The 20464-nt window shown below is 66.0% G+C and carries 16 protein-coding genes; 4 read left to right on the forward strand and 12 right to left on the reverse strand.

What is annotated here, in order from left to right:
- Positions 1–82: 82 nt before the first annotated feature.
- The 3 genes from dxs to hpnH are packed head-to-tail and all read left to right on the forward strand — an operon-like array spanning position 83 to position 4136.
- Positions 83–1999: a 1-deoxy-D-xylulose-5-phosphate synthase gene (gene dxs / locus JQ639_RS17065; RefSeq protein WP_211967298.1), complete on the forward strand. Its 1917-nt coding sequence runs from the start codon at positions 83–85 to the stop codon at positions 1997–1999.
- On the forward strand, positions 1992–2954 hold the full coding sequence (gene ispH, locus JQ639_RS17070) for a 4-hydroxy-3-methylbut-2-enyl diphosphate reductase (protein ID WP_211967299.1): 963 nt from the start codon (positions 1992–1994) through the stop codon (positions 2952–2954). The genes dxs and ispH overlap by 8 nt, the downstream gene beginning before the upstream one ends.
- A gap of 27 nt (positions 2955–2981) precedes the next feature.
- A complete protein-coding gene (gene hpnH / locus JQ639_RS17075; RefSeq protein WP_211967300.1) occupies positions 2982–4136 on the forward strand; it encodes an adenosyl-hopene transferase HpnH in 1155 nt (384 codons plus the stop codon).
- On the opposite strand, the gene JQ639_RS17080 is transcribed toward hpnH, so the two are convergent.
- The 6 genes from JQ639_RS17080 to JQ639_RS17105 form a co-directional block, all read right to left on the reverse strand.
- On the reverse strand, positions 4071–4799 hold the full coding sequence (locus JQ639_RS17080; RefSeq protein ID WP_211967301.1) for a phosphorylase: 729 nt from the start codon (positions 4797–4799) through the stop codon (positions 4071–4073). The genes hpnH and JQ639_RS17080 overlap by 66 nt on opposite strands.
- Positions 4796–6763 carry a squalene--hopene cyclase gene (gene shc / locus JQ639_RS17085; protein ID WP_211967920.1) on the reverse strand — a complete coding sequence of 656 codons (1968 nt, stop codon included), beginning with the start codon at positions 6761–6763 and terminating at the stop codon, positions 4796–4798. The genes JQ639_RS17080 and shc overlap by 4 nt, the downstream gene beginning before the upstream one ends.
- Before the next feature lie 119 nt (positions 6764–6882).
- Positions 6883–8130, reverse strand: a complete 1248-nt coding sequence (gene hpnE, locus JQ639_RS17090) for a hydroxysqualene dehydroxylase HpnE (protein WP_211967302.1) — start codon at positions 8128–8130, stop codon at positions 6883–6885.
- Positions 8130–8969, reverse strand: a complete 840-nt coding sequence (gene hpnD, locus JQ639_RS17095) for a presqualene diphosphate synthase HpnD (protein ID WP_211967303.1) — start codon at positions 8967–8969, stop codon at positions 8130–8132. Before hpnD ends, hpnE begins: the two co-directional genes overlap by 1 nt.
- Entirely contained in the window at positions 8966–9844 is an 879-nt protein-coding gene (hpnC, locus tag JQ639_RS17100) for a squalene synthase HpnC (RefSeq protein WP_211967304.1), read from the reverse strand. The genes hpnD and hpnC overlap by 4 nt, the downstream gene beginning before the upstream one ends.
- Positions 9841–11001, reverse strand: a complete 1161-nt coding sequence (locus JQ639_RS17105; RefSeq protein WP_211967305.1) for a glycosyltransferase — start codon at positions 10999–11001, stop codon at positions 9841–9843. The genes hpnC and JQ639_RS17105 overlap by 4 nt, the downstream gene beginning before the upstream one ends.
- A 234-nt stretch (positions 11002–11235) precedes the next feature.
- Between JQ639_RS17105 and JQ639_RS17110 the strand changes: the two genes are divergently transcribed.
- A complete protein-coding gene (locus JQ639_RS17110) occupies positions 11236–12018 on the forward strand; it encodes a cobalamin-binding protein (protein WP_211967306.1) in 783 nt (260 codons plus the stop codon).
- A gap of 9 nt (positions 12019–12027) precedes the next feature.
- Here JQ639_RS17110 and JQ639_RS17115 read toward each other — a convergent pair whose 3' ends face one another.
- The 6 genes from JQ639_RS17115 to JQ639_RS17140 all read right to left on the reverse strand — a co-directional run bounded on the left by JQ639_RS17115 (position 12028) and on the right by JQ639_RS17140 (position 20429).
- Complete coding sequence (locus tag JQ639_RS17115; RefSeq protein ID WP_211967307.1) at positions 12028–13287, reverse strand: Glu/Leu/Phe/Val family dehydrogenase; 1260 nt, start codon at positions 13285–13287, stop codon at positions 12028–12030.
- Between the two features lie 109 nt (positions 13288–13396).
- The gene (locus tag JQ639_RS17120; protein WP_211967308.1) at positions 13397–17014 is read right to left on the reverse strand and encodes a hydantoinase B/oxoprolinase family protein; all 3618 of its coding nucleotides are present in this window, start codon (positions 17012–17014) and stop codon (positions 13397–13399) included.
- Between the two features lie 104 nt (positions 17015–17118).
- Positions 17119–17826, reverse strand: a complete 708-nt coding sequence (locus JQ639_RS17125) for an ABC transporter ATP-binding protein (protein ID WP_371745102.1) — start codon at positions 17824–17826, stop codon at positions 17119–17121.
- Positions 17816–18547, reverse strand: coding sequence for an ABC transporter ATP-binding protein (locus JQ639_RS17130; RefSeq protein WP_211967309.1), 732 nt, complete (start codon positions 18545–18547; stop codon positions 17816–17818). Before JQ639_RS17130 ends, JQ639_RS17125 begins: the two co-directional genes overlap by 11 nt.
- Positions 18544–19551, reverse strand: coding sequence for a branched-chain amino acid ABC transporter permease (locus tag JQ639_RS17135; protein ID WP_211967310.1), 1008 nt, complete (start codon positions 19549–19551; stop codon positions 18544–18546). The genes JQ639_RS17130 and JQ639_RS17135 overlap by 4 nt, the downstream gene beginning before the upstream one ends.
- The gene (locus JQ639_RS17140) at positions 19551–20429 is read right to left on the reverse strand and encodes a branched-chain amino acid ABC transporter permease (RefSeq protein ID WP_211967922.1); all 879 of its coding nucleotides are present in this window, start codon (positions 20427–20429) and stop codon (positions 19551–19553) included. Before JQ639_RS17140 ends, JQ639_RS17135 begins: the two co-directional genes overlap by 1 nt.
- Positions 20430–20464 lie beyond the last annotated feature (35 nt).

Here is a 20464-nt window from a genome sequence, read left to right on the forward strand (position 1 = left end):
GAAATACTGCTGAAAATCTGCCATAATGCTACACTCCAAGACGTTCTCGTCCTGTTCTTTGTGCTGAGTTGGAAGATAGTGCATGACTTCACAGACGCCGCTTCTTGACGCTGTTAATTCTCCTGCCGATCTCCGCAAGCTAAAAGAGAGCCAGTTGACCCAACTGGCCGATGAACTGCGCACGGAAACGATCAACGCCGTCGCCGTCACCGGCGGCCACCTCGGCGCCGGGCTCGGTGTCGTCGAACTGACGGTAGCACTGCACTACGTCTTCAACACACCCGCCGACCGCCTGATCTGGGACGTCGGCCATCAGGCCTATCCGCACAAGATCCTGACCAGCCGCCGCGGCCAGATCCGCACGCTGCGCCAGGGCGGCGGCCTCTCCGGTTTCACCAAGCGCGCCGAAAGCGAATATGACAGCTTTGGCGCAGCGCATTCCTCGACCTCCATTTCCGCTGGCCTCGGCATGGCGGTGGCCCGCGACCTCGCCGGCGAGAACCGCAATATCGTCGCCGTGATCGGCGACGGCGCGATGTCCGCCGGCATGGCCTATGAGGCCATGAACAACGCCGGCGCGATGGACTCGCGCCTGATCGTCATCCTCAACGACAACGAGATGTCGATCGCCCCGCCGGTCGGCGCCATGTCGGCCTATCTCGCCCGCCTGCTGTCCGGCCGCACCTATCGCTCGCTGCGCGAGATGGGCAAACAGTTCGCCGAAAAGCTGCCGAAGTTCGTCAAGACCAGCGCTGCGCGTGCCGAAGAATACGCCCGCGGCATGGTCACCGGCGGCACGCTGTTCGAGGAGCTTGGCTTCTATTATGTCGGCCCGATCGACGGTCACAACTTCGATCACCTGCTGCCGATCCTCAAGAACGTCCGCGACTCCAAGGAAGGCCCGATCCTCATCCATGTCGTGACCCAGAAGGGCAAGGGTTACGCACCGGCGGAAGCGGCCTCCGACAAGTACCATGGCGTCGTGAAGTTCGACGTCGCCACCGGCGCGCAGGCCAAGGCGAAAGCCAACGCCCCGTCCTACACCAAGGTGTTCGGCGAAAGCCTGGTGAAGCTCGCCGAGACCGACGACAAGATCGTCGCGATCACCGCCGCGATGCCGTCCGGCACCGGCGTCGACATCTTCAACAAGGCCTTCCCCGATCGCACCTTCGACGTCGGCATCGCCGAGCAGCATGGCGTCACTTTCGCGGCGGGTCTTGCGACCGAGGGCATGAAGCCGTTCGTCGCGATCTATTCGACCTTCCTGCAGCGCGCCTATGACCAGATCGTGCACGACGTCGCGATCCAGAACCTGCCGGTGCGCTTCGCCATCGACCGTGCCGGCCTCGTCGGCGCCGATGGCCCGACCCACGCCGGCTCGTTCGACCTCGCCTATCTCGGCTGCCTGCCCAACATGGTGCTGATGGCCGCCGGCGACGAAGCCGACCTGATGCATATGGTCGCCACCGCCCACGCTCTCGATGACCGTCCCTCCGCTTTCCGCTTCCCGCGTGGCGACGGTGTCGGCGTCGACCTGCCGACCATCGGCAAGCCGCTGGAAATCGGCAAGGGCCGCATCGTCCGCGAAGGCTCGTCGGTCGCGCTCCTCTCCCTTGGCACGCGTCTTGCTGAATGTCTCAAGGCTGCGGAGATTCTAAAATCCCACGGATTGACGGCAACCGTTGCAGATGCTCGCTTTGCCAAACCGATCGACACCGATCTGGTGCTGCGTCTGGCGCGGGAGCATGAGGTGCTGGTCACGGTGGAGGAAGGATCGATTGGCGGCTTCGGCGCCCAGGTCCTTCAGACCCTGACCGACCGCGGCGCCGTGGACAAGGGCTTGAAGGTGCGCTGCATGGTGCTGCCGGATACGTTCATCGACCAGGACACGCCGGCGGCGATGTATGCCAAGGCCGGCCTCGACGCCAAGGGTATCGTCATCAAGGTGTTCGAGGCGCTCGGCCGCGACGCCGACAAGACCATGGTGCAGCTTGCTTGATCAGCGCACCATCGAGGTCGTGCTGGCGCAGCCGCGAGGCTTCTGCGCCGGCGTCGTGCGTGCCATCGAGATCGTCGAACGCGCGCTCGAGAAGTACGGCCCTCCGGTCTATGTCCGGCACGAGATCGTTCACAACAAATACGTCGTCGAGAGCCTGAAGGCCAAGGGCGCGGTGTTCGTCGAGGACCTGCACGAGGTCCCGGCCAACGCGGTGACCGTGTTCAGCGCCCATGGTGTCGCCCGCCGCGTCGAGGAAGAGGCCGCCGCCCGCGGCCTTCCCGTGCTGAACGCCACCTGCCCGCTGGTCACGAAAGTTCACAATCAGGGGAAGCGCTACGTTTCCAAGGGCCGCGCCCTGATCCTGATCGGCCATGAAGGCCATCCCGAGGTGGTTGGAACCATGGGCCAGATCGACGGCCCGGTGACCCTGGTACAGAACGTCGACGAGGTCGCCGCGCTCAACCTGCCGTCCGATACCCCGCTGGCCTACATCACCCAGACCACGCTCAGCGTCGACGACACCCGGGACATCATTGCGGCACTGGAAGCCAAGTTCAGCGACATCCAGGGCCCCGACACCCGCGACATCTGCTACGCGACACAAAATCGCCAATCTGCCGTCCGAGACCTCAGCAAGGTCGTCAACGTCATTCTGGTCGTGGGCGCCACCAACAGCTCCAATTCCAATCGGCTCCGCGAGATCGGCACCGAAGTCGGCGTGCCGAGTTATCTCGTTGCTGACGGCAGCGAGGTCGATCCCGAGTGGCTGAAGGATGCGAGAACCGTCGGCATCACCGCAGGCGCATCGGCGCCGGAGGTGCTCGTCGACGACGTGATCGAGGCCTTGCGGCGAATTGGACACGTGTCCGTATCGCTGCTTCCGGGCCGCGAGGAAAATATTGAATTCCGTTTGCCGGCGGAACTTGCCCGCGCAAGCGTCAGCCCTTCCCCCTGATCAGTCCGAGAAAGTCCGTCATTCATCATGGCTATTCCGTTCTTCAAAGAGATCAAGATCGGCTCGTACCTCGTGAAGCAGAAGCTTCTCGGGCGTAAACGCTATCCGCTGGTGCTGATGCTCGAGCCGCTGTTCCGCTGCAATCTTGCCTGCGTCGGCTGCGGCAAGATCGATTACCCGGATGCGATCCTCAACCGTCGCATGACGGCCCAGGAGTGCTGGGATGCCGCCGACGAGTGCGGCGCCCCGATGGTCGCGATCCCCGGCGGCGAGCCGCTGATCCACAAGGAAATCGGCGAGATCGTGCGCGGCCTCGTCGCGCGCAAGAAGTTCGTGTCGCTGTGCACCAACGCGCTGCTGCTCGAGAAGAAGCTCGACCTGTTCGAGCCCTCGCCCTACCTGTTCTTCTCGATTCATCTCGACGGCCTCAAGGATCACCACGACAAGGCCGTGTCGCAGAAGGGCGTGTTCGACCGCGCCGTGTCGGCGATCAAGGCGGCGAAGGCCCGCGGCTTCACCGTCAACGTCAACGCAACCATCTTCGACGGCCACCCGGCCGAAGAGATCGCCAAGTTCCTCGACTTTACCAATGAGCTCGGCGTCGGCGTCTCGATGTCTCCGGGTTACGCCTATGAGCGCGCGCCGGATCAGGAGCACTTCCTGAACCGCAAGAAGACCAAGGAGCTGTTCCGCAAGGTCTTCGAGCTCGGCAAGGGCAAGAAGTGGAACTTCATGCACTCCGGCCTGTTCCTCGACTTCCTCGCCGGCAACCAGAACTTCCACTGCGAGCCGTGGGGCATGCCCGCGCGCAATATCTTCGGCTGGCAGAAGCCGTGCTACCTGCTTGGCGAAGGCTATACCAAGACCTTCAAGGAGCTGATGGAAACCACCGACTGGGATTCCTACGGCACCGGCAAGTATGAGAAGTGCGCCGACTGCATGGCGCATTGCGGCTACGAGCCGACGGCTGCGAACGCTGCGGTCGCCAATCCGTTCAAGGCACTGTGGGTGGCGCTGCGCGGCATCCGCACGTCAGGCCCGATGGCGCCGGAGATCGATCTCAGCAAGCAGCGCCCGGCGCAGTACATCTTCTCCGAGCAGGTGCAGAAGAAGCTGTCAGAAATTCGCGCCGACGAGGCGTCCGCCGCCCTCGCCAAGAAGCAGGCTCCGACAGCCGCTTAACGACCGGAGGGCGCGATTGAAGTCGCGCCCTGCGGACACCAGCGCCGGGATCGCCATCGGATTGACCGCGATCCCGCGCATCACCTTCCAGATATCGACCTTGCCATCAGGCTTGAGCGCGTCCATTGCCAGCGCCGGCAGCGCACGCGAGGCCGGATCGCTGATCACGCGCACGGCGGCGAACGGCAGATCATTCGCCTCCGCATAGGCTGCAGCGATGTGGCTTTCCATGTCGACGGCCGCGGCACCGGTCATCGCGCGCAGCGCGGCCTTGCCGGCCTGATCGACCACAACGTCCTCCGAACCAGCAAGCACGCCCGGCACGATGCGCGGACGGCCGGAGCCCGGCAGCGACACGAGGTTGCTGCTCGCCGGCGACACCGCCTGCCAGCGCTTGACGCCGACGACGACTTCAGTCGCGACGACAACGTCGCCGGATTCGAGTTCGGGATCGAGACCACCGGCAACGCCGAACGACACGATGCCGCGCACACTGCCCGGATCGAACGTGGTCATCAGTTCCCGCAATTGGCCTGGATTGCTGCTGCTGCAGACCACCGTCATGCCCGGGCCGGCAGCAATCTGCGCCTCCTGACGAAGGCCAGTCACGATCAATACGGGAAGACCGTCATGATTGGCGTCGCCGCCTGCCCCAAGAATCACATTCCGACCCCTACGTGACGGCTATTACTATCCCGCAAATTCCGATACCGCGCCAGCGCCCAGAGCGGGAAGAACTTGGAATAGCCGTGATACCGAAGATAGAACACCCGCGGGAACCCGCCGCCAGTGTAGGCCTGCTCATCCCACAGGCCGTGCGATGCCTGTGTTTGCAGCAGATAGCGTATTCCGCGGTGCGTGGCCAGATGATCGACCTCGCCTGCGGCCATCAGCGCGAGCAGCGCCCACGAGGTCTGCGACACGGTCGAGGGCGCGCGCTCATAGCCGCGATAATCAAGCTTGTAGCTGTTGCCGTCCTCGCCCCAGCCACCGTCACTGTTTTGAATCGAAATCAGCCAGTCGGCGCCCTTGCGGATCATCGGATCGTCGTGCGGAACACCGGCGGCGTTCAGCGCGCACATCACCGACCAGGTTCCGTAGACATAATTCACGCCCCAGCGCCCGAACCACGAGCCGTCGGCGAGCTGGGTGCGGCGCAGATATTCGACGCCGGCCTTCAACGCCGGACTGCTGTCCTGCGTCTCGCCGAGCTGCGCCAGCATCGACACGCAACGCGCGGTAACATCGTCGGTCGGCGGATCGAGCAGCGCGCCGTGATCCGCGAACGGAATGTTGTTGAGGTAATACTCGAGATTGTCGGCATCGAAGGCCGCCCAGCCGCCATCCTTGCTCTGCAGGCCGAGCAGCCATTCGCGCCCGCGCGCGATCGACTCGTCGTAGGTCTTGCTGCCGTCGAACTTGCGCTCGCGATCCATCGCCATGACAACGACGGCGGTGTCGTCGAGATCGGGATAGTGCGGATTGGCGTACTGGAATGCCCAGCCGCCCGGCCGCACGCCGGGACGCTTGGCGATCCAGTCGCCCTCGACATCGAGCACCTGCATCGGCTTCAGCCAGTCGAGCGCCGTCTTCGCGGCAGCGCGCGCCTCGTCACCACCGGCCTCGAGCACGGCGTGGCTGGCGAGCGCGGTGTCCCAGATCGGCGACACGCACGGCTGGCAGTAGGCTTCCTCGTCCTTGATGACCAGCAGCTTCTCGATCGACTTGCGGGCGATCGCGCGCGACGGATGATCCTCGGGATAACCGAGCACATCGTACATCATGACGCTGTTGGCCATCGCCGGATAGATCGCGCCGAGACCGTCCTCGCCGTTGAGACGCTCGGTGCTGAAGGCGACCGCCTTGTCCAGCGCGCGCTTGCGCATACCCTTGGGAAACAGCGGATCGGCGACGCGCAGTACTTTGTCGACAATGTCGAAGAACACATACCACGACGTCTTCTGGTGCGGCGCCTTCGCCGCAAGGCCGATCGACTGCAGGTCCTTTTCGAGGAACAACTCAGGAATCGAAATGCCCAGCGCGTTGCGCGCCCGCGGCTTCTTCAGCATCAGCACCAGCAGCGGCACGATGACCGTGCGCGCCCAGTAGGAAATCTTGGTGAGATGGAACGGAAACCAGCGCGGCAGCAGCATGATCTCGATCGGCATCACCGGCACCGCGCGCCACGACAGCACGCCGTATTGCGCCAGCAGGATGCGGGTGAAGACGTTGCTCTTCGACGCCCCGCCGCGCGCCAGCACCGCCTTGCGCGCGCGCACCATGTGCGGCGCATCGACGGAATCGCCGATCATCTTGAGCGCGAAGTAAGCCTTCACGGTCGCGCTCATGTCGAAGTCGCCGCCGTGAAACAGCGCCCAGCCATCGTGATCGGCCTGAATACGACGCAGGTAGTTGCCGATCTTGGCTTCGAGGGCGCGATCGACCGGCTCGCCGAGATAATGCCGCAACAGCACGTATTCCGACGGGATGGTGGCGTCGGCCTCGAGCTCGAACACCCAGTGACCATCGCTCTGGCGCCGCTTGAGCAGGGCGTCGCGCGCGGACGCGATGCCGGCTTCGAGCATCGCTCGCGAGCCGAGATCCTTGGTGGGTATATCGACCGTCATCTGGTTCAATGTCGTCTCCACGCCGCCTGCCTTCACCGGGCGCGGCGGCCTATCAGCCTCGATCTGCTGTCGGGGAAACCTCGCCGGAACGGAACTCCGCACTCCCCCGGGAAAAACGTCTACGGCATCCGCAGCACGTGATCGGCGGCGCGGTCTCCGGACCGCACCGACCCCTCGATGGTTGCCGGCAGACCTGTATCAGTCCAGTCCCCGGCAAGGAACAGGTTTGTCCAGGACGTGACCGTTCCCGGACGAAGGGCATGCTGTTCGGGCGTGGCCTCGAACGTCGCCCGGCGCTCCCGCACGATCTGCCAGGCCGGCATTTCGGCCTGAATCCCGGACGCCCGGCAGATATCCGCCCAGATCGCCCTGGCGAGCTCCTCACGCGGGGTATCGACCAGCCGGTCACCATCGCTGATGGTCACGGACAGCCGCTCAGGGAAGGCGAACAGCCATTCCACGAGGCCACCGACAATGCCCATGAAGAGCGGCAGATGCCCGGGGGACGCATAGCGGAAATGCGCGTTGACGATAGCCCGGAACCGGGTCGGGGCGCTCAGGCCCGGCAGCAGGGCCGTAGCCGAACGCGGCGGAACCGCCAGCACCACCGCATCGCCCTCTGCGAGCCGGATCTCGTCGTCGCCGAACTTGAGCGCCTCAACGCGCTGGCCGGTGCGGACGACCTCGCGCAGCTCGTGGCCGATCGCCACGCTGCCGCTGCGGGCCCGGATGAAGCTCACCGCGGGATCGATCAGCACCGAACTGAGGCCCTCGCGCGCGACCAGCGGCCGGCAGGCCTGGCCGCCGGCCAGCAAGGTCTCGCGCACGATCGCGCCCGCAAGCCCCGCCGAGCCATGCGGCGGATCGATGTTGAGGGCAGCGAGCAGCAGCGGCTGCACCAGGCGGTCGTAGAGCGTGCCCTTGCAGGTGATGGCGTCGCCGACACGCTTGTCGGTGCCGGCCCAGGTCAGCGGCGCGAGCGCGAAGTAGTCGCGGGGGCTGGTGTCGGGCACGCGGCTCGCCGCATCGAACACCCAGAACGGAATGCGACCGTCATTGAGGCGTAACAGCCACTGTTTGTCGGCCTTGAAGTCCACGAACGAGAACTCGGCCTGCCGCGGCCCCGCCAGCCCGTTCTCGGAGCCGATGGTGCGCGCATAGGCCAGCGCATGGCGGTTGCCCGACAACAGCAGATGATTGCCGTTGTCGATCATCAGCCCGGTGGCGCCATCGAAATAGGTGCGGCAGCGGCCGCCGAGCTGCTGCGTCGCCTCGTGGACATGCACCACGTGGCCGGCATTGGCGAGGCGCACGCCGGCGGAAAGGCCGGAGATTCCGGCGCCGATGATGTGAACAGTCTTGGCCATCAGATGAATGCGTACCGGAGAAGAATGAAAACCTTGGCTGCCTTGCTGAGCCGGACGGGCGCGCGCGGCGGAGCAAAGCCACGCGCGATCAGCCGATCGAGAATGGCGTGATAGTACTTCGACATGATCCGCGGCGCCTTGACGGCACGGTGCGGATGGCGCGCCATGATGGCGTCGGCCTTGACGAAATGGTCCTGCGCCTGGGCGACCAGCGGCACGCAGGCCCGCGGCACCGCCGGATCGGCGGCAACGACTTTCGGATCGGTCGACGTGATGCCGGCGGCGGCGAGCGCCTCGCGCGGCAGATACAGGCGGCCGATGGCGGCGTCCTCGTCGATGTCGCGCAGGATGTTGGACAACTGCAGCGCGCGGCCGAGATGGTGCGCCAGCGCTTCGCCATCGGGCGAGGGAATGCCGAACACCTTGACCGACAGGCGGCCGACCGCGCTCGCGACGCGGTCGCAGTAGAGATCGAGCGTCGCCGCGTCGGGAGCGCGGATATCGGCGGGAACGTCCATCTCCATGCCGTCGATGACGGCGAGGAAATCCTCGCGTTTCAGCCCGAACGTCTTCACCGCGGAGGCGTAGGCGGCAACGCTCGCCGGTGGATGGCCGGCATAGAGCGCATCGATGTCGCGCCGCCACTGCGCCAGCGCGGCAAGCTTGTCCTCGCGCGGCGCCTCGGAATCGGCGACGTCGTCGACATGACGGCAGAAGCTGTAGATCTGGAACATCGCATCACGCTGCGCCGGCGGCAGGATCCGCATGGCGGCGTAGAACGAGCTGCCGGACGCTTGTGCCTCGGCGGTGGCGGGTGCAGTCGTCATGTCAGCCGTCATGCCCCCGATGCCGTTCGCGACACCGCGGCGCGGCCGCTGCCATGGCGGATGAACCCCGTGACCAGAGCGGCAAGGCTGTAGGTCGCGAACTGCAGCTTCGACAGATGCACGCGCTCGCTAAGCGGATCGCGCTGCTGCAGCAGTCGCACGATCTTCTCGGCATAGGTCTGGATCACCGAGATTTCGAGGCTGAGCCGCAGGTCGCGCACTTCGGCGCCGAGATGGCGGCCGTCGCGCAGCAGTGTCTCGGTGCGTTCGGCCAGCTTGTGGATGCAGGCCAGCAGTGGCGCGGGCGCGCGATCCAGCGCCAGCTGCTCGACACTGGCGCCGCAGGCCTCCAGCGTCTCGCGCGGCAGATAGACACGGTTGAGGCCGCGGTAGTCCTTGCCACAATCCTGCAGATGATTGTTGATCTGCAGCGCTGCGCAGATCGCATCCGATGCCACCCAGGTCGAACGATCCTCGCCATGAACGTCGAGCATGAAGCGGCCGACCGGCATCGCCGACAGCGAGCAGTAGTGGATCAGCTCGTCCCAGTTCTCGTAGCGCAGCTTGGTGATATCGAGCCGGAACGCGTTCAGCAGGTCCTGGGCGTGCTTGGGCGCCATCGAGCGTTCGGTCAGCGCCAGACGCAGCGTCGTCGCTTCCGGCTGGTCGTCGCGGCGGCCGAACAGGCCGTCCTCGAGCTGGTCGAGAAGATCGAGCTTTTGCTGCGGCTGCAGCTCGGCGTGATCGGAGATGTCGTCGGCGATGCGGACGAAATTATAGAACGCCAGGATCAGCGCACGATGGCGCGGATGAATGATCCACGACGCGACGGGAAAATTCTCGTCGCGATGGGTCTTGCCGGAACGCAGGTCGGAAGCAGCAGTCATCGGAACCCGGACAGGTTGGCCTGGGCGCGGCCTTTCCACATGCCGCCGCGCCCGCGGTAGAATTGATAGGCGGACATGATCGTGTACAGCAGATAGACGAGCGCGATGGCGGGAAGGGCGAGCCCCCAGAATGGCGAGCGCTGATAATACCGCAGCGTCGGCTGGAACGCGAACGCCATCAGGGCCCACGACGCCAGCGCCAGCCAGCGCACGTCGCCATGGCCGGCCAGCGCAAGATACACGGGCGCGAGATACACCACGGTCATCGCAAGGACGGTGCCTGCGAGCAGCAGCGGCGAATATCGCAACTGCGCATAGGCTGAACGCGAGATCATGCTGCCGACGTCCTCAAACGTCTTGGAGGCGCGCACGCTGACCACGTCGGGCGAGAAGCCGAGCCACACCGGACCGTACGTCTTGAGCAGCGCGCCCGTGGCACAGTCGTCGATCAGCGAGCCGCGAATGGCATCGATGCCGCCTGCCTCGTACAGCGCGGTCCAGCGCGCCAGCAGGCATCCTCCGGCGGCCGCCGCGGTCGTGCGATCCTCGCGCGCCACCCACGAGAACGGGTAGAGCATCTGGAAGAAGAAGATGAAGGCGGGAATCAGAAAGCGCTCGGCGAAGCTGACGCAGCGCAGCCGCGCCATGATCGAGGCCATCGCCAGATTGCCGGCCTCGGCACGCGCCACGAGGCGCGCCACGACGTCGCCGGAGTAGACGATGTCGGCATCGGTGAGCAGCACGTAGGTCGGCGCGACCTCGCGCTCCTCGACCCGGCTGAGGCCCTGCTTGAGGGCCCACAGCTTGCCGGTCCAGCCTGCCGGCGGCGTGCGGCCGGAAATGACCGTGAGACGGTCCGCCGCGCCGATCTCGGCGGCTGCGGCGGTGGCCAGCGCCGCGGTACCGTCGCTGCTCTGGTCGTCCACCAGCACGGCCGACAGGCGTCCGCCATAGGGCTGACCCAGCAGCGAGCGGATGGAGCGGCCGATGCTTTCGGCCTCATCCCGAGCCGGAATCACCGCCACGACGTCCGGCCAGCTCTGCCGGACCGGCGGAGCCGCGAGATCGTTGTAGCGGGACGTGATCCAGAAGCCGCCGTGGAACCCGACCAGATAGATCCACGCGGCACACCCGATGGCGGCGACAAGCAACAACATGACGGTAATTCAGACTCGATCCGCGCCCGACCGCCGGATGTCTCCGGCTCGCAGGCGGCACCACCGGACGGTGGCGACTTTCAGCCCCTCTATTGCGCCCTATTTTAGAACCAAACAAGGCAGAATCCCATGGCGAATTTTTGCCGCAGGCCTGTCATTTTCATATTAATATGAATGACTTAATCAGGACATCATCGTCCGGCGCCGGCCGCCATGCCACAGTCCTGGAGATCCATGGGACAATTCCCGCCCCGCCGCATTGTCTGCCTGACCGAGGAAACGGTCGAAACGCTGTATCTGCTGGGCGAGCAGGACCGCATCGTCGGCGTGTCCGGCTATGCCGTTCGTCCGCCGCAGGTGCGCAGGGAGAAGCCCCGGGTATCCGCCTTCATCTCGGCGGACCTGCCCAAAATCACCGCCCTGTCGCCGGACCTCGTGCTGACCTTTTCGGACCTGCAAGCCGACATCGTCGCCAGCCTGGTCCGCGCGGGCATCGCCGTCCATGCCTTCAACCAGCGTGATATCGCCGGCATCCTGGCGATGATCCGGACGGTGGGCGCGCTGGTCGACGCCGCCGACCGGGCACGGGCGCTCGCCGACGACCTCGCCCGCCGGCTGGACACGGTCGCGGCCGCTGCCGCGCGACAGGCGATGCGCCCAAAGGTCTATTTCGAGGAATGGGACGAGCCGATGATCAGCGGCATCGGCTGGGTCTCCGAGCTGATCGCCATCGCCGGAGGCGACGACGTCTTTCCGGAGCTTGCGCGCGCCGCGGGGGCGCGCGAGCGCATCGTCACCTCCGAGCGCGTGATCGCGGCGGCACCGGACGTCATCCTCGCCTCGTGGTGCGGCAAGAAGGTCGTGCCCGAGCGCATTCGCCAGCGGCCTGGCTGGCAGGATATCCCCGCCGTGCAAAACGGCCGCATCGTCGAGATCAAATCGGCGCTGATCCTGCAGCCCGGCCCCGCCGCCCTGACCGACGGCCTCGATGCGATCGTCGCGGCGCTGCGCCCCTGAGCGCTGTGCCTATGGAAACAGGCCCCGCGTGGTCTTGGCGCCGCGCACCCGCTCCACCCCGATGGCCATGGCGGCGGTGCGGTTGAACACCTTGTCACGCCGCGCGCGCGCCACCATGCGGTCGAAGGCGCGGTCGAGGATCTGGTATTCGCGCCGCGTCACCTCCTCCTCTTCCCAGAACAGCTGCTGGAGATCCTGCACCCACTCGAAGTAGCTGACCACCACGCCGCCGGAATTGCAGAGGATGTCCGGGATCAGGAAGATCTCGTCCTGGCGCTGCTCCAGCACGAGATCCGCTTCCGGCGTGGTCGGGCCATTGGCGCCTTCGGCGACGACGCGGCAGCGCAGCCGCGCGGCAATATCGGCATCGATCACCCGCTCCAGCGCCGCCGGCACAACGACATCGCACGGCAAGGTCAGGATCTCACGCGGGTCGAACGCCAGCTCCGCGGCGTAGCCGGCAAGACTGCCGCGCGCCGCGGCGTGATCGACGAGCCCCGGGATATCGAGACCTTCCGGACGATGAAGTGCGCCGGTGTGATCGCTGACTGCGATGACCTTGACACCCATGTTGTGCAGCTCCAGCGCCGCCACCGAGCCAACGTTGCCAAAGCCCTGCACCACTGCCGTCGCGCCGCTGACGCGGATCTGCAGATCCTGCATCACCCGCCGCGTCAGGTAGGCAACGCCGCGCCCTGTCGCCTCGCGGCGGCCGAGCGTGCCGCCGGCGCTGACCGGCTTGCCAGTAACGATCTCCGTCACGGTGCGGCCCTGGTACATCGAGTAGGTGTCCATGAACCAGGCCATCACCTGCTCGTTGGTCCCCATGTCCGGCGCCATCACGTCGGTATGCGGGCCGACGAATGGAATCATCTCCTGCATGTAGCGGCGCGACAGCGCCTCGAGCTCATGCTTCGACAGCGTCGAGGGATCGACGCCGATGCCGCCCTTGGCGCCGCCGTAAGGCAGCCCGACCAGCGCGCATTTCCAGCTCATCCAGATCGCCAGCGCCGCGACCTCGCCGAGATCGACGCTCGCGGCGAAGCGCGTGCCGCCCTTGGTGGGACCGAGCGTCAGGTGATGCTGCACCCGATAGCCCTCGAACACCGCGGTGGTACCATCATCGCGGTGGATCGGACAGGAAATCGTCACCGCGCGCTTGGGCATCAGCAGCCGATCGCGCTCGTCGAGCGGGATCGACAGGTGATCAGCGATCACCCCGAACTGATTGACCGCCATGTCGAATACCGGACCGCTATAAACTGTCATGCGTTCCTCCTTCGCTTGCGGGCGCGACGCGCCGTGACGGATTGTTACATCCGCCATGGCGATGCGACGCTGTCCTGTGGTGAAATTTCGAACTTGCGCGCGACGCGACTCACGTCGCAGAACCGAAGCCTCCGCCGGTCGGCGTCACGATGGTGATGGCCTCGCCCGCCTGCAGCACGGTGCTGGCGCACCCCGCAAGCGTCTCGATCCGGTCCGCCCGCCGCACGAGGTTCTCGCCGAGGGCGCCCGGCTCGCCACCGTCGACGCCGAACGGCCTGACGCGGCGGTGGCCCGACAGGATCGCGCACTCCATGGCTTCGAGGAAGCGGATGGTGCGACGCGTGCCGTCACCCGCCTTGTGCCGTCCCTTGCCGCCCGAGCCGCGCCGGATGGTGAACTCCTCCAGCACCACCGGAAAACGCGTTTCGAGAATTTCAGGATCGGTGAGCCGCGAGTTGGTCATGTGCGTGTGGACGCCGGAAGCGCCGTCGAAATCCGGACCTGCGGGCGCGCCCGAACAGATGGTCTCATAGTACTGGTAGCGATCGTTGCCGAACGTCAGGTTGTTCATGGTGCCCTGCGCCGAGCCCAGCGCCCCGAGCGCCCCGAACAGACAGTTCGTAACCGCCTGGCTGACCTCGACATTGCCGGCGACCACCGCCGCCGGATAGCGCGGCGCCAGCATCGATCCCTCCGGCACGATCAGCCGGATCGGACGCAGGCAACCGGCGTTCATGGGGATGTCGTCGTCGACCATGACGCGGAAGACGTAGAGCACCGCCGCGCGGGTGACCGGGGCCGGCGCATTGAAATTGTCGGGCCGCTGCGCGCTGGTGCCGGTGAAATCCACCGTCGCCTCGCGCGTCCGCTTGTCCACGGTGATCTTGACCTCGATCACCGAGCCCTGGTCGATCTCGTAGCGGAAAACGCCGTCGGCGAGACGATCGAGCACCCGCCGCACGCTCTCCTCGGCGTTGTCCTGGACGTGCCCCATATAGGCGCGCACCACGTCCATGCCGAAATAGCCGATCATCTTCTTCAGCTCGGCGACGCCCTTCTCGTTAGCGGCGATCTGCGCCTTGAGATCGTTGACGTTCTGTACGACGTTGCGCACCGGATAGCGTGCCGTGGTCAGCAGCTCGATGAGCGCCGTCTCACGGAACACGCCGCGATCGACCAGCTTGAAGTTGTCGATGTAGACGCCTTCTTCCTCGATGGTGGTGGCGAGAGGCGACATCGATCCTGGCGCGATGCCGCCGATGTCGGCATGATGGCCCCGGCTCGCGATCCAGAAGATGATCCGCTCGTCCGCATCGTCGAACACCGGCGTGCACACCGTGATGTCGGGCAGATGGGTGCCGCCGTTATAGGGCGCGTTGATGGCGAAGACATCGCCGGGGCGGATATCGGCGTTCTGGGTCAGCACCGTCTCGACCGACTTGTCCATCGATCCCAGATGCACCGGCATGTGCGGCGCATTGGCGACCAGCGCGCCGGTGGCATCGAAGATCGCGCAGGAGAAATCCAGCCGCTCCTTGATGTTGACCGAATAGGCGGTGTTCTGCAGCGTCACGCCCATCTGCTCGGCGATCGACATGAACAGGTTGTTGAAGATCTCCAGCATCACCGGGTCGGCGGCGGTGCCGACCGCGGCGCGCGACGGCATCGCCTTGACGCGCGACAGCACGAGATGATCGCGCGCCGTCAGGCGCGCCTCCCAGCCGTCCTCCACCACGATGGTCTGGTTGGGCTCGACGATGATCGCCGGTCCCGGCATGCGGTGCCCTGCGACCAGCCCCTCGCGCCGGTAGACCACGGCGCCGTGCCAGCGGCCGCCGCTGAACATCTGGGTCGTGCGCACGCCCGGCGGGATCGTAGCCTCGATCACCGCGGCTTCCGGCTCGCCGAAGGCCGCCGCACCGCCCACAGCTTCGACGCTCACCGCCTCGACCACCAGCGGCTTGCTGTCGTCGACGAAGCCGAAGCGGCGGCGATGGGCGACCAGGAAGTCGTCGCGCAGGCTCGCCCGGCGGTCCGCGACCACGCGGCCATCACGACGGCTGAAGGCGGGAATCTCCAGCGTCGTGTCGGTGCCCGCATAGCGGATGTGAGCGCTGACATTGACGGTGATGTCCCCGAGCGGCACGCCCTGGCTGGTCAGTTCCGCCGTTCCGAGTTCGCCGAGTTCGCCGCCGAGCGTCACAAGCGCATCGCCGGCCGCTTCCAGCGGCTGGTCGAGCGCCCGCACCCGCGTCGCGCGGATGTCGGCGAGGCCCATGCCGTAGGCCGACAGCAGACCGGACATCGGATGGATCAGCACCTTGGTCATGCCGAGGGCATCGGCGACCAGGCAGGCATGCTGGCCGCCGGCACCGCCGAAGCAGTTCAGCGCATAGGCCGTGATATCGTAGCCACGCTGCACCGAAATCTTCTTGATCGCCTCGGCCATGTTGGCAACCGCGATCTGGATGAAGCCGTCGGCGACCTGCTCGGGGCTTTGGCCGCCACCGACCTCGGACGCCATCGCCGCGAACTTGTCGCGCACGACGTCGGCGTCGAGCGGCGCGTCCTGCCGCGGGCCGAAAATCGCCGGGAAGAATTCCGGGATCAGCTTGCCGGTCATCACATTGGCGTCGGTGACCGCGAGCGGGCCGCCGCGGCGGTAGCACGCCGGCCCGGGATTGGCGCCGGCGGATTCCGGACCGACGCGAAAGCGGGCGCCGTCGAACTGCAGCAGCGAGCCGCCGCCCGCAGCCACGGTGTGAATCAGCATCATCGGCGCGCGAACCCGCACGCCGGCGACCTCCGTCTCGAAGGCGCGTTCGTACTCGCCGTTGAAGTGCGCGACATCGGTCGAGGTGCCGCCCATGTCGAAGCCGATGACACGGCGGAAGCCTGCCGATTCACCGGTCTTGGCCAGACCGACGACGCCGCCCGCCGGACCCGACAGGATGGCGTCGCGTCCCTGGAACATCTGCGCCGCGGTCAGGCCGCCCGACGACATCATGAACATCAGCCGCGCACCGGTGCGGGCGATGTCGAGTTCTTCCGACACCTGCGCCACGTAGCGGCGCAGGATCGGCGACAGATAGGCGTCGACCACCGTGGTGTCGCCGCGACCGACCAGCTTGATCAATGGCGACACCGCATGGCTCGCCGACACCTGGGTGAAACCGATGCGCTCGGCGGCCGCCGCGAGCGCTCGCTCGTGTTCGGGGAAGCGGAAGCCATGGATCAGCGCGATGGCGATGGCGCGGATGCCGGCCGCATAGGCCTGCTTCATCGCCTCCACCGCCGCCGGCAGCGCGATGGCGCGCTCGACCGTGCCGTCCGCCCGCACACGCTCGTCGACTTCGATGACGCGCTCGTAAAGCTGATCCGGCTTGAGGATGTTGCGGGCGAAGATGTGCCGGCGGTCCTGATAGCCGAGCTCCAGCACATCGCGAAAGCCGCGGGTGGTGACGAACACGGTGCGGTCGCCCTTGCGCTCCAGCAGCGCGTTGGTCGCGACCGTGGTGCCCATTCGCACCTCATCGATCACCCCGGCGGGGATCGGCTCGCCGGCGCCGAGCCCGAGATGGGCGCGGATACCCGCCACGGCGGCGTCGCGATAGACGCCTGGATTCTCCGACAATAGCTTGCGTGCATGCAGGCCGCCCTGCGGATCGCGACCGATCACATCGGTGAAGGTGCCGCCACGGTCGATCCAGAAATTCCAGCGTGACATTGTGGTCTCCGTCGTCAAAAGTCGGCAATGGCCAGCCGTTCGCCCGCAGCTGTGCAGGCGCCGGTCGTCTGAATTTTCAATACGCCCGCCCCGGGGCGGCGCGCCTACATTCCGAGATAGGCCCGTCTGACCTCGGGGTTGTCGCGGACTTCCGCCGCGGGACCGCTCATGACGATGCGGCCGGTCTGCAACACGTAGGCACGATCGGAAATATCGAGGCTCTCGGACAGGCGCTGCTCCACCAGCAGCACGGTCACGCCGGTCTTGCGGATCTTGCCGATCGCCTCGAAGATCTCGTCGACCAGCTTTGGCATGATGCCCTGCGAGGGCTCGTCCAGCATCAGCAGCCGCGGCCGCGTCATCAGGGCGCGTGAGATCGCCAGCATTTGCTGTTCGCCGCCGGACAGCGTGCCGGCGCGCTGGGCCAGTCGCTCCTTCAGCCGCGGAAACAGCTTGAACACGAAATCGAGCGGCGCATCGCGGTCAGCCGTGTTGCGGAACAGGTAGCTGCCGAGCCGCAGGTTGTCGGCAACGCTGAGGCGTGGAAACAGCCGCTTGTTCTCCGGCACATAGGCGAGCCCGCGCGCCGTGATCTGGTGCGCCGGAATGGTATCGATGCGCTCGCCGGCGAAATTGACGGTGCCGGAGCGTGCCTTCTCCATGCCGGCGATCGACTTCAGCAGCGTCGATTTACCGGCGCCGTTGGCGCCCGCGACCGTGACGATCTCGTTGGCATCGACCGCGATCGAGATCTCGGAAATCGCGATCAGGCCGCGATAGGCCGTGGTGATATTGGAGACCTCAAGCAGCACGGTGACGATCTCCCAGGTAGGCAGCTATGACATTCTCGTCGCGCACGACATCCTTCGGTGCGCCCTCGGCCAGTACCTTGCCGAGGTTGAGCACCACGGCACGGTCGACAAGCGGCATCACCACCTCCATGACATGCTCGACCATCACCACGGTGACGCCGCTGTCGCGGATCGCTCGGATCAGCTCGGCGCCGGCGCGGGATTCGCTCGGCGTCAGGCCTGTCAGCACCTCGTCGAGCAGCAGCAGCTTGGGCTCGGTGGCGAGCGCGCGCGCAACCTCGAGCCGGCGCTTCTGTGGCGGCGTGAGATCCGCCGCAGCGATGCCCGCCTGGGCGGCCAGCCCGACATAGTCCAGCACCTCGAGTGCCTTGGCGCGGGCCTGTGCGGCACGCGGATGGCGCACGAAGGCACCGACGATGACATTCTCGACCACCGTCATGGAATCGAACGACCGTGGCACCTGATAGGTCCGCGCGATGCCGCGGACGCAACGTGCCGTCGCCGGCAACGTCGTGACATCACGCCCCTCGAAGGTGATCGTACCCGACGACGGCGGGAATGCCCCCGCGATCAGGTTGAACAGCGTCGACTTGCCGGCGCCGTTTGGCCCGATCAGGCCGAGGATTTCGCCGCGCGCGATGGTCATGTCGATGGCGTCGTTGGCGACGAGACCACCGAAGCGGCGCGTCACCCCGGTGCAGGAGACCAGCGTATCGGTCATGATGCCGCCCTCCGCCGCGAGAACTCGTTGAAGATGCTGAGCAGGCCTTCCGGACGGGTCAGCGACACCACCATGATCAGCGCGCCATAGACGGCGAGATCGAGCCCCGATCCGGTGCCGCCCATGTAGGAGCGGGTGAACTCCGCGAGCGGGATCAGGATCAGCGCGCCGACCGCCGGCCCCCACAGCGAGCCGACGCCGCCGAGCACGGCCGGCAAGGCCATCAGCAGCGAGAAGCGGAACTGCATCACGCTCTCCGGATCGATGTAGGATACGAAGGCCGCATAGAAGCCACCACCGATTGCGGTGAAGAACGCCGACACGCCGGCCGCCGCCATCTTGGAATGAAACACGGTGACGCCGAGGCTTTCCGCAGCCTCCGGATTGTCCTTTACCGCACGCCACCAGTAGCCCCAGCGCGATTCGACGATGTTGAACGTGACGAGCCACACCACCGCGAACAGGCCGAGCACGAAGTAGAAATACGGCGCCTTGTCGCGGGCGAACTGCAGCGTCCACCAGCTGTCGCGGCCGAACGGCCATTGAATGCCGAGGGCGGCGCCGGCATAGTCCCAGTTATGGACCAGCAGCAGGCCGATCTCGGCGATGACGATGGTGGCGATCGAGAAGTAATGGCCCTTGAGGCGGAAGCACGGATAGCCGAGCACCAGCGCCACCAGCGCGGCAAGCAGCCCGCCGGTGGCGAGCCCGATCCACGGCATGATGCCAAACTTCACGAACAGAAGGCTCGTGGCATAGGCGCCGATGCCGAAATACAGCGCATGCCCCAGGGACACCTGGCCGCAGTAGCCGCCAAGAATGTTCCAGCTCTGCGACAGCGCCGCGAACAGCAGTGTCAGGATCAGCACGTTCATCATATAGACGTCCGAGACGAGCTTCGGTACCAGCGCGAGCGCGGCGAACACCACGAGCGCAGTGATCAGCTGCCGCCGCCGGGCCTTGATGTGGCCGTCCACGGGAGGTTTGGTCACGACATCCCGCATCACAGCCTCCCGAACAGGCCACTCGGCCGAATGAACAGCACGCCGAGATACAGCGTGTAGATGCCGACGGATTTGAGCGCCGGGGGCAGGATCAGCGTCGTCAGCGCCTCGACCAGACCGACGACCACGCCGGCGACCAGCGCGCCGAAGATGCTGCCGAAGCCGCCGAGCGCGACCGTGACATAGGCGATCAGCGCGAAGGTGCCGCCGACATTGGGATGGATGTAATAGAAGATCGCAAGCACGGCGCCGGCGAGACCGACCAGCGCGGCGCCGAGCCCCCAGCCGAGCGCGAACACCCGGTTGCGGTCGATGCCGACCAGCGCCACCGCGCCCTGGTCCTCGCGGGTCGCTTCCAGCGCCTTGCCGAAATCGGTACGGGTGATCAGCAGATAAAGGCCACCGAAGGTCGCCAGCGAGATCAGTCCGCCATAGATCTGCGGCCATGGCAGGAAGACGCCGCCGACATTGAGCGTCTTGCCGCCGAGCCAGGTGTGGGAAATGCTCTTGAAATCGGGCGTGAAGACGTACTGCGCGACACCCTGGATCAGGATGGCGAGGCCGAAGGTCGCGAAGATCTGCACCATGCCCTGGTTGGTGGTGGCGCGCATGGCGAAGCGCACCACCCCGGCATAAGCCGAGACCCCGACGCCGAACATGATGGCGACCACGAACGGCGCCAGCACCACCGGATCGAGCGTGGTGGCGAAAACCAGCCCGAAGGTGGCGTACATCGCCAGCATCAGGAACTCGCCATGGGCAAAGTTCACGACGTCCATCAGGCCGAAAATCAACGATAGTCCGACGGCGATCAGGGCGTAGATCAGCCCCATCAGAAGGCCGCTGGCAAGAACCTGCAAGAGTGCCTGCATACTGATCATGAAGGAATCCGACGGCGCGCGCGGGCGCCAAC

Origin of the sequence: Bradyrhizobium sp. U87765 SZCCT0048, assembly GCF_018131225.1 — a bacterium.
Lineage (GTDB): Bacteria > Pseudomonadota > Alphaproteobacteria > Rhizobiales > Xanthobacteraceae > Bradyrhizobium_A.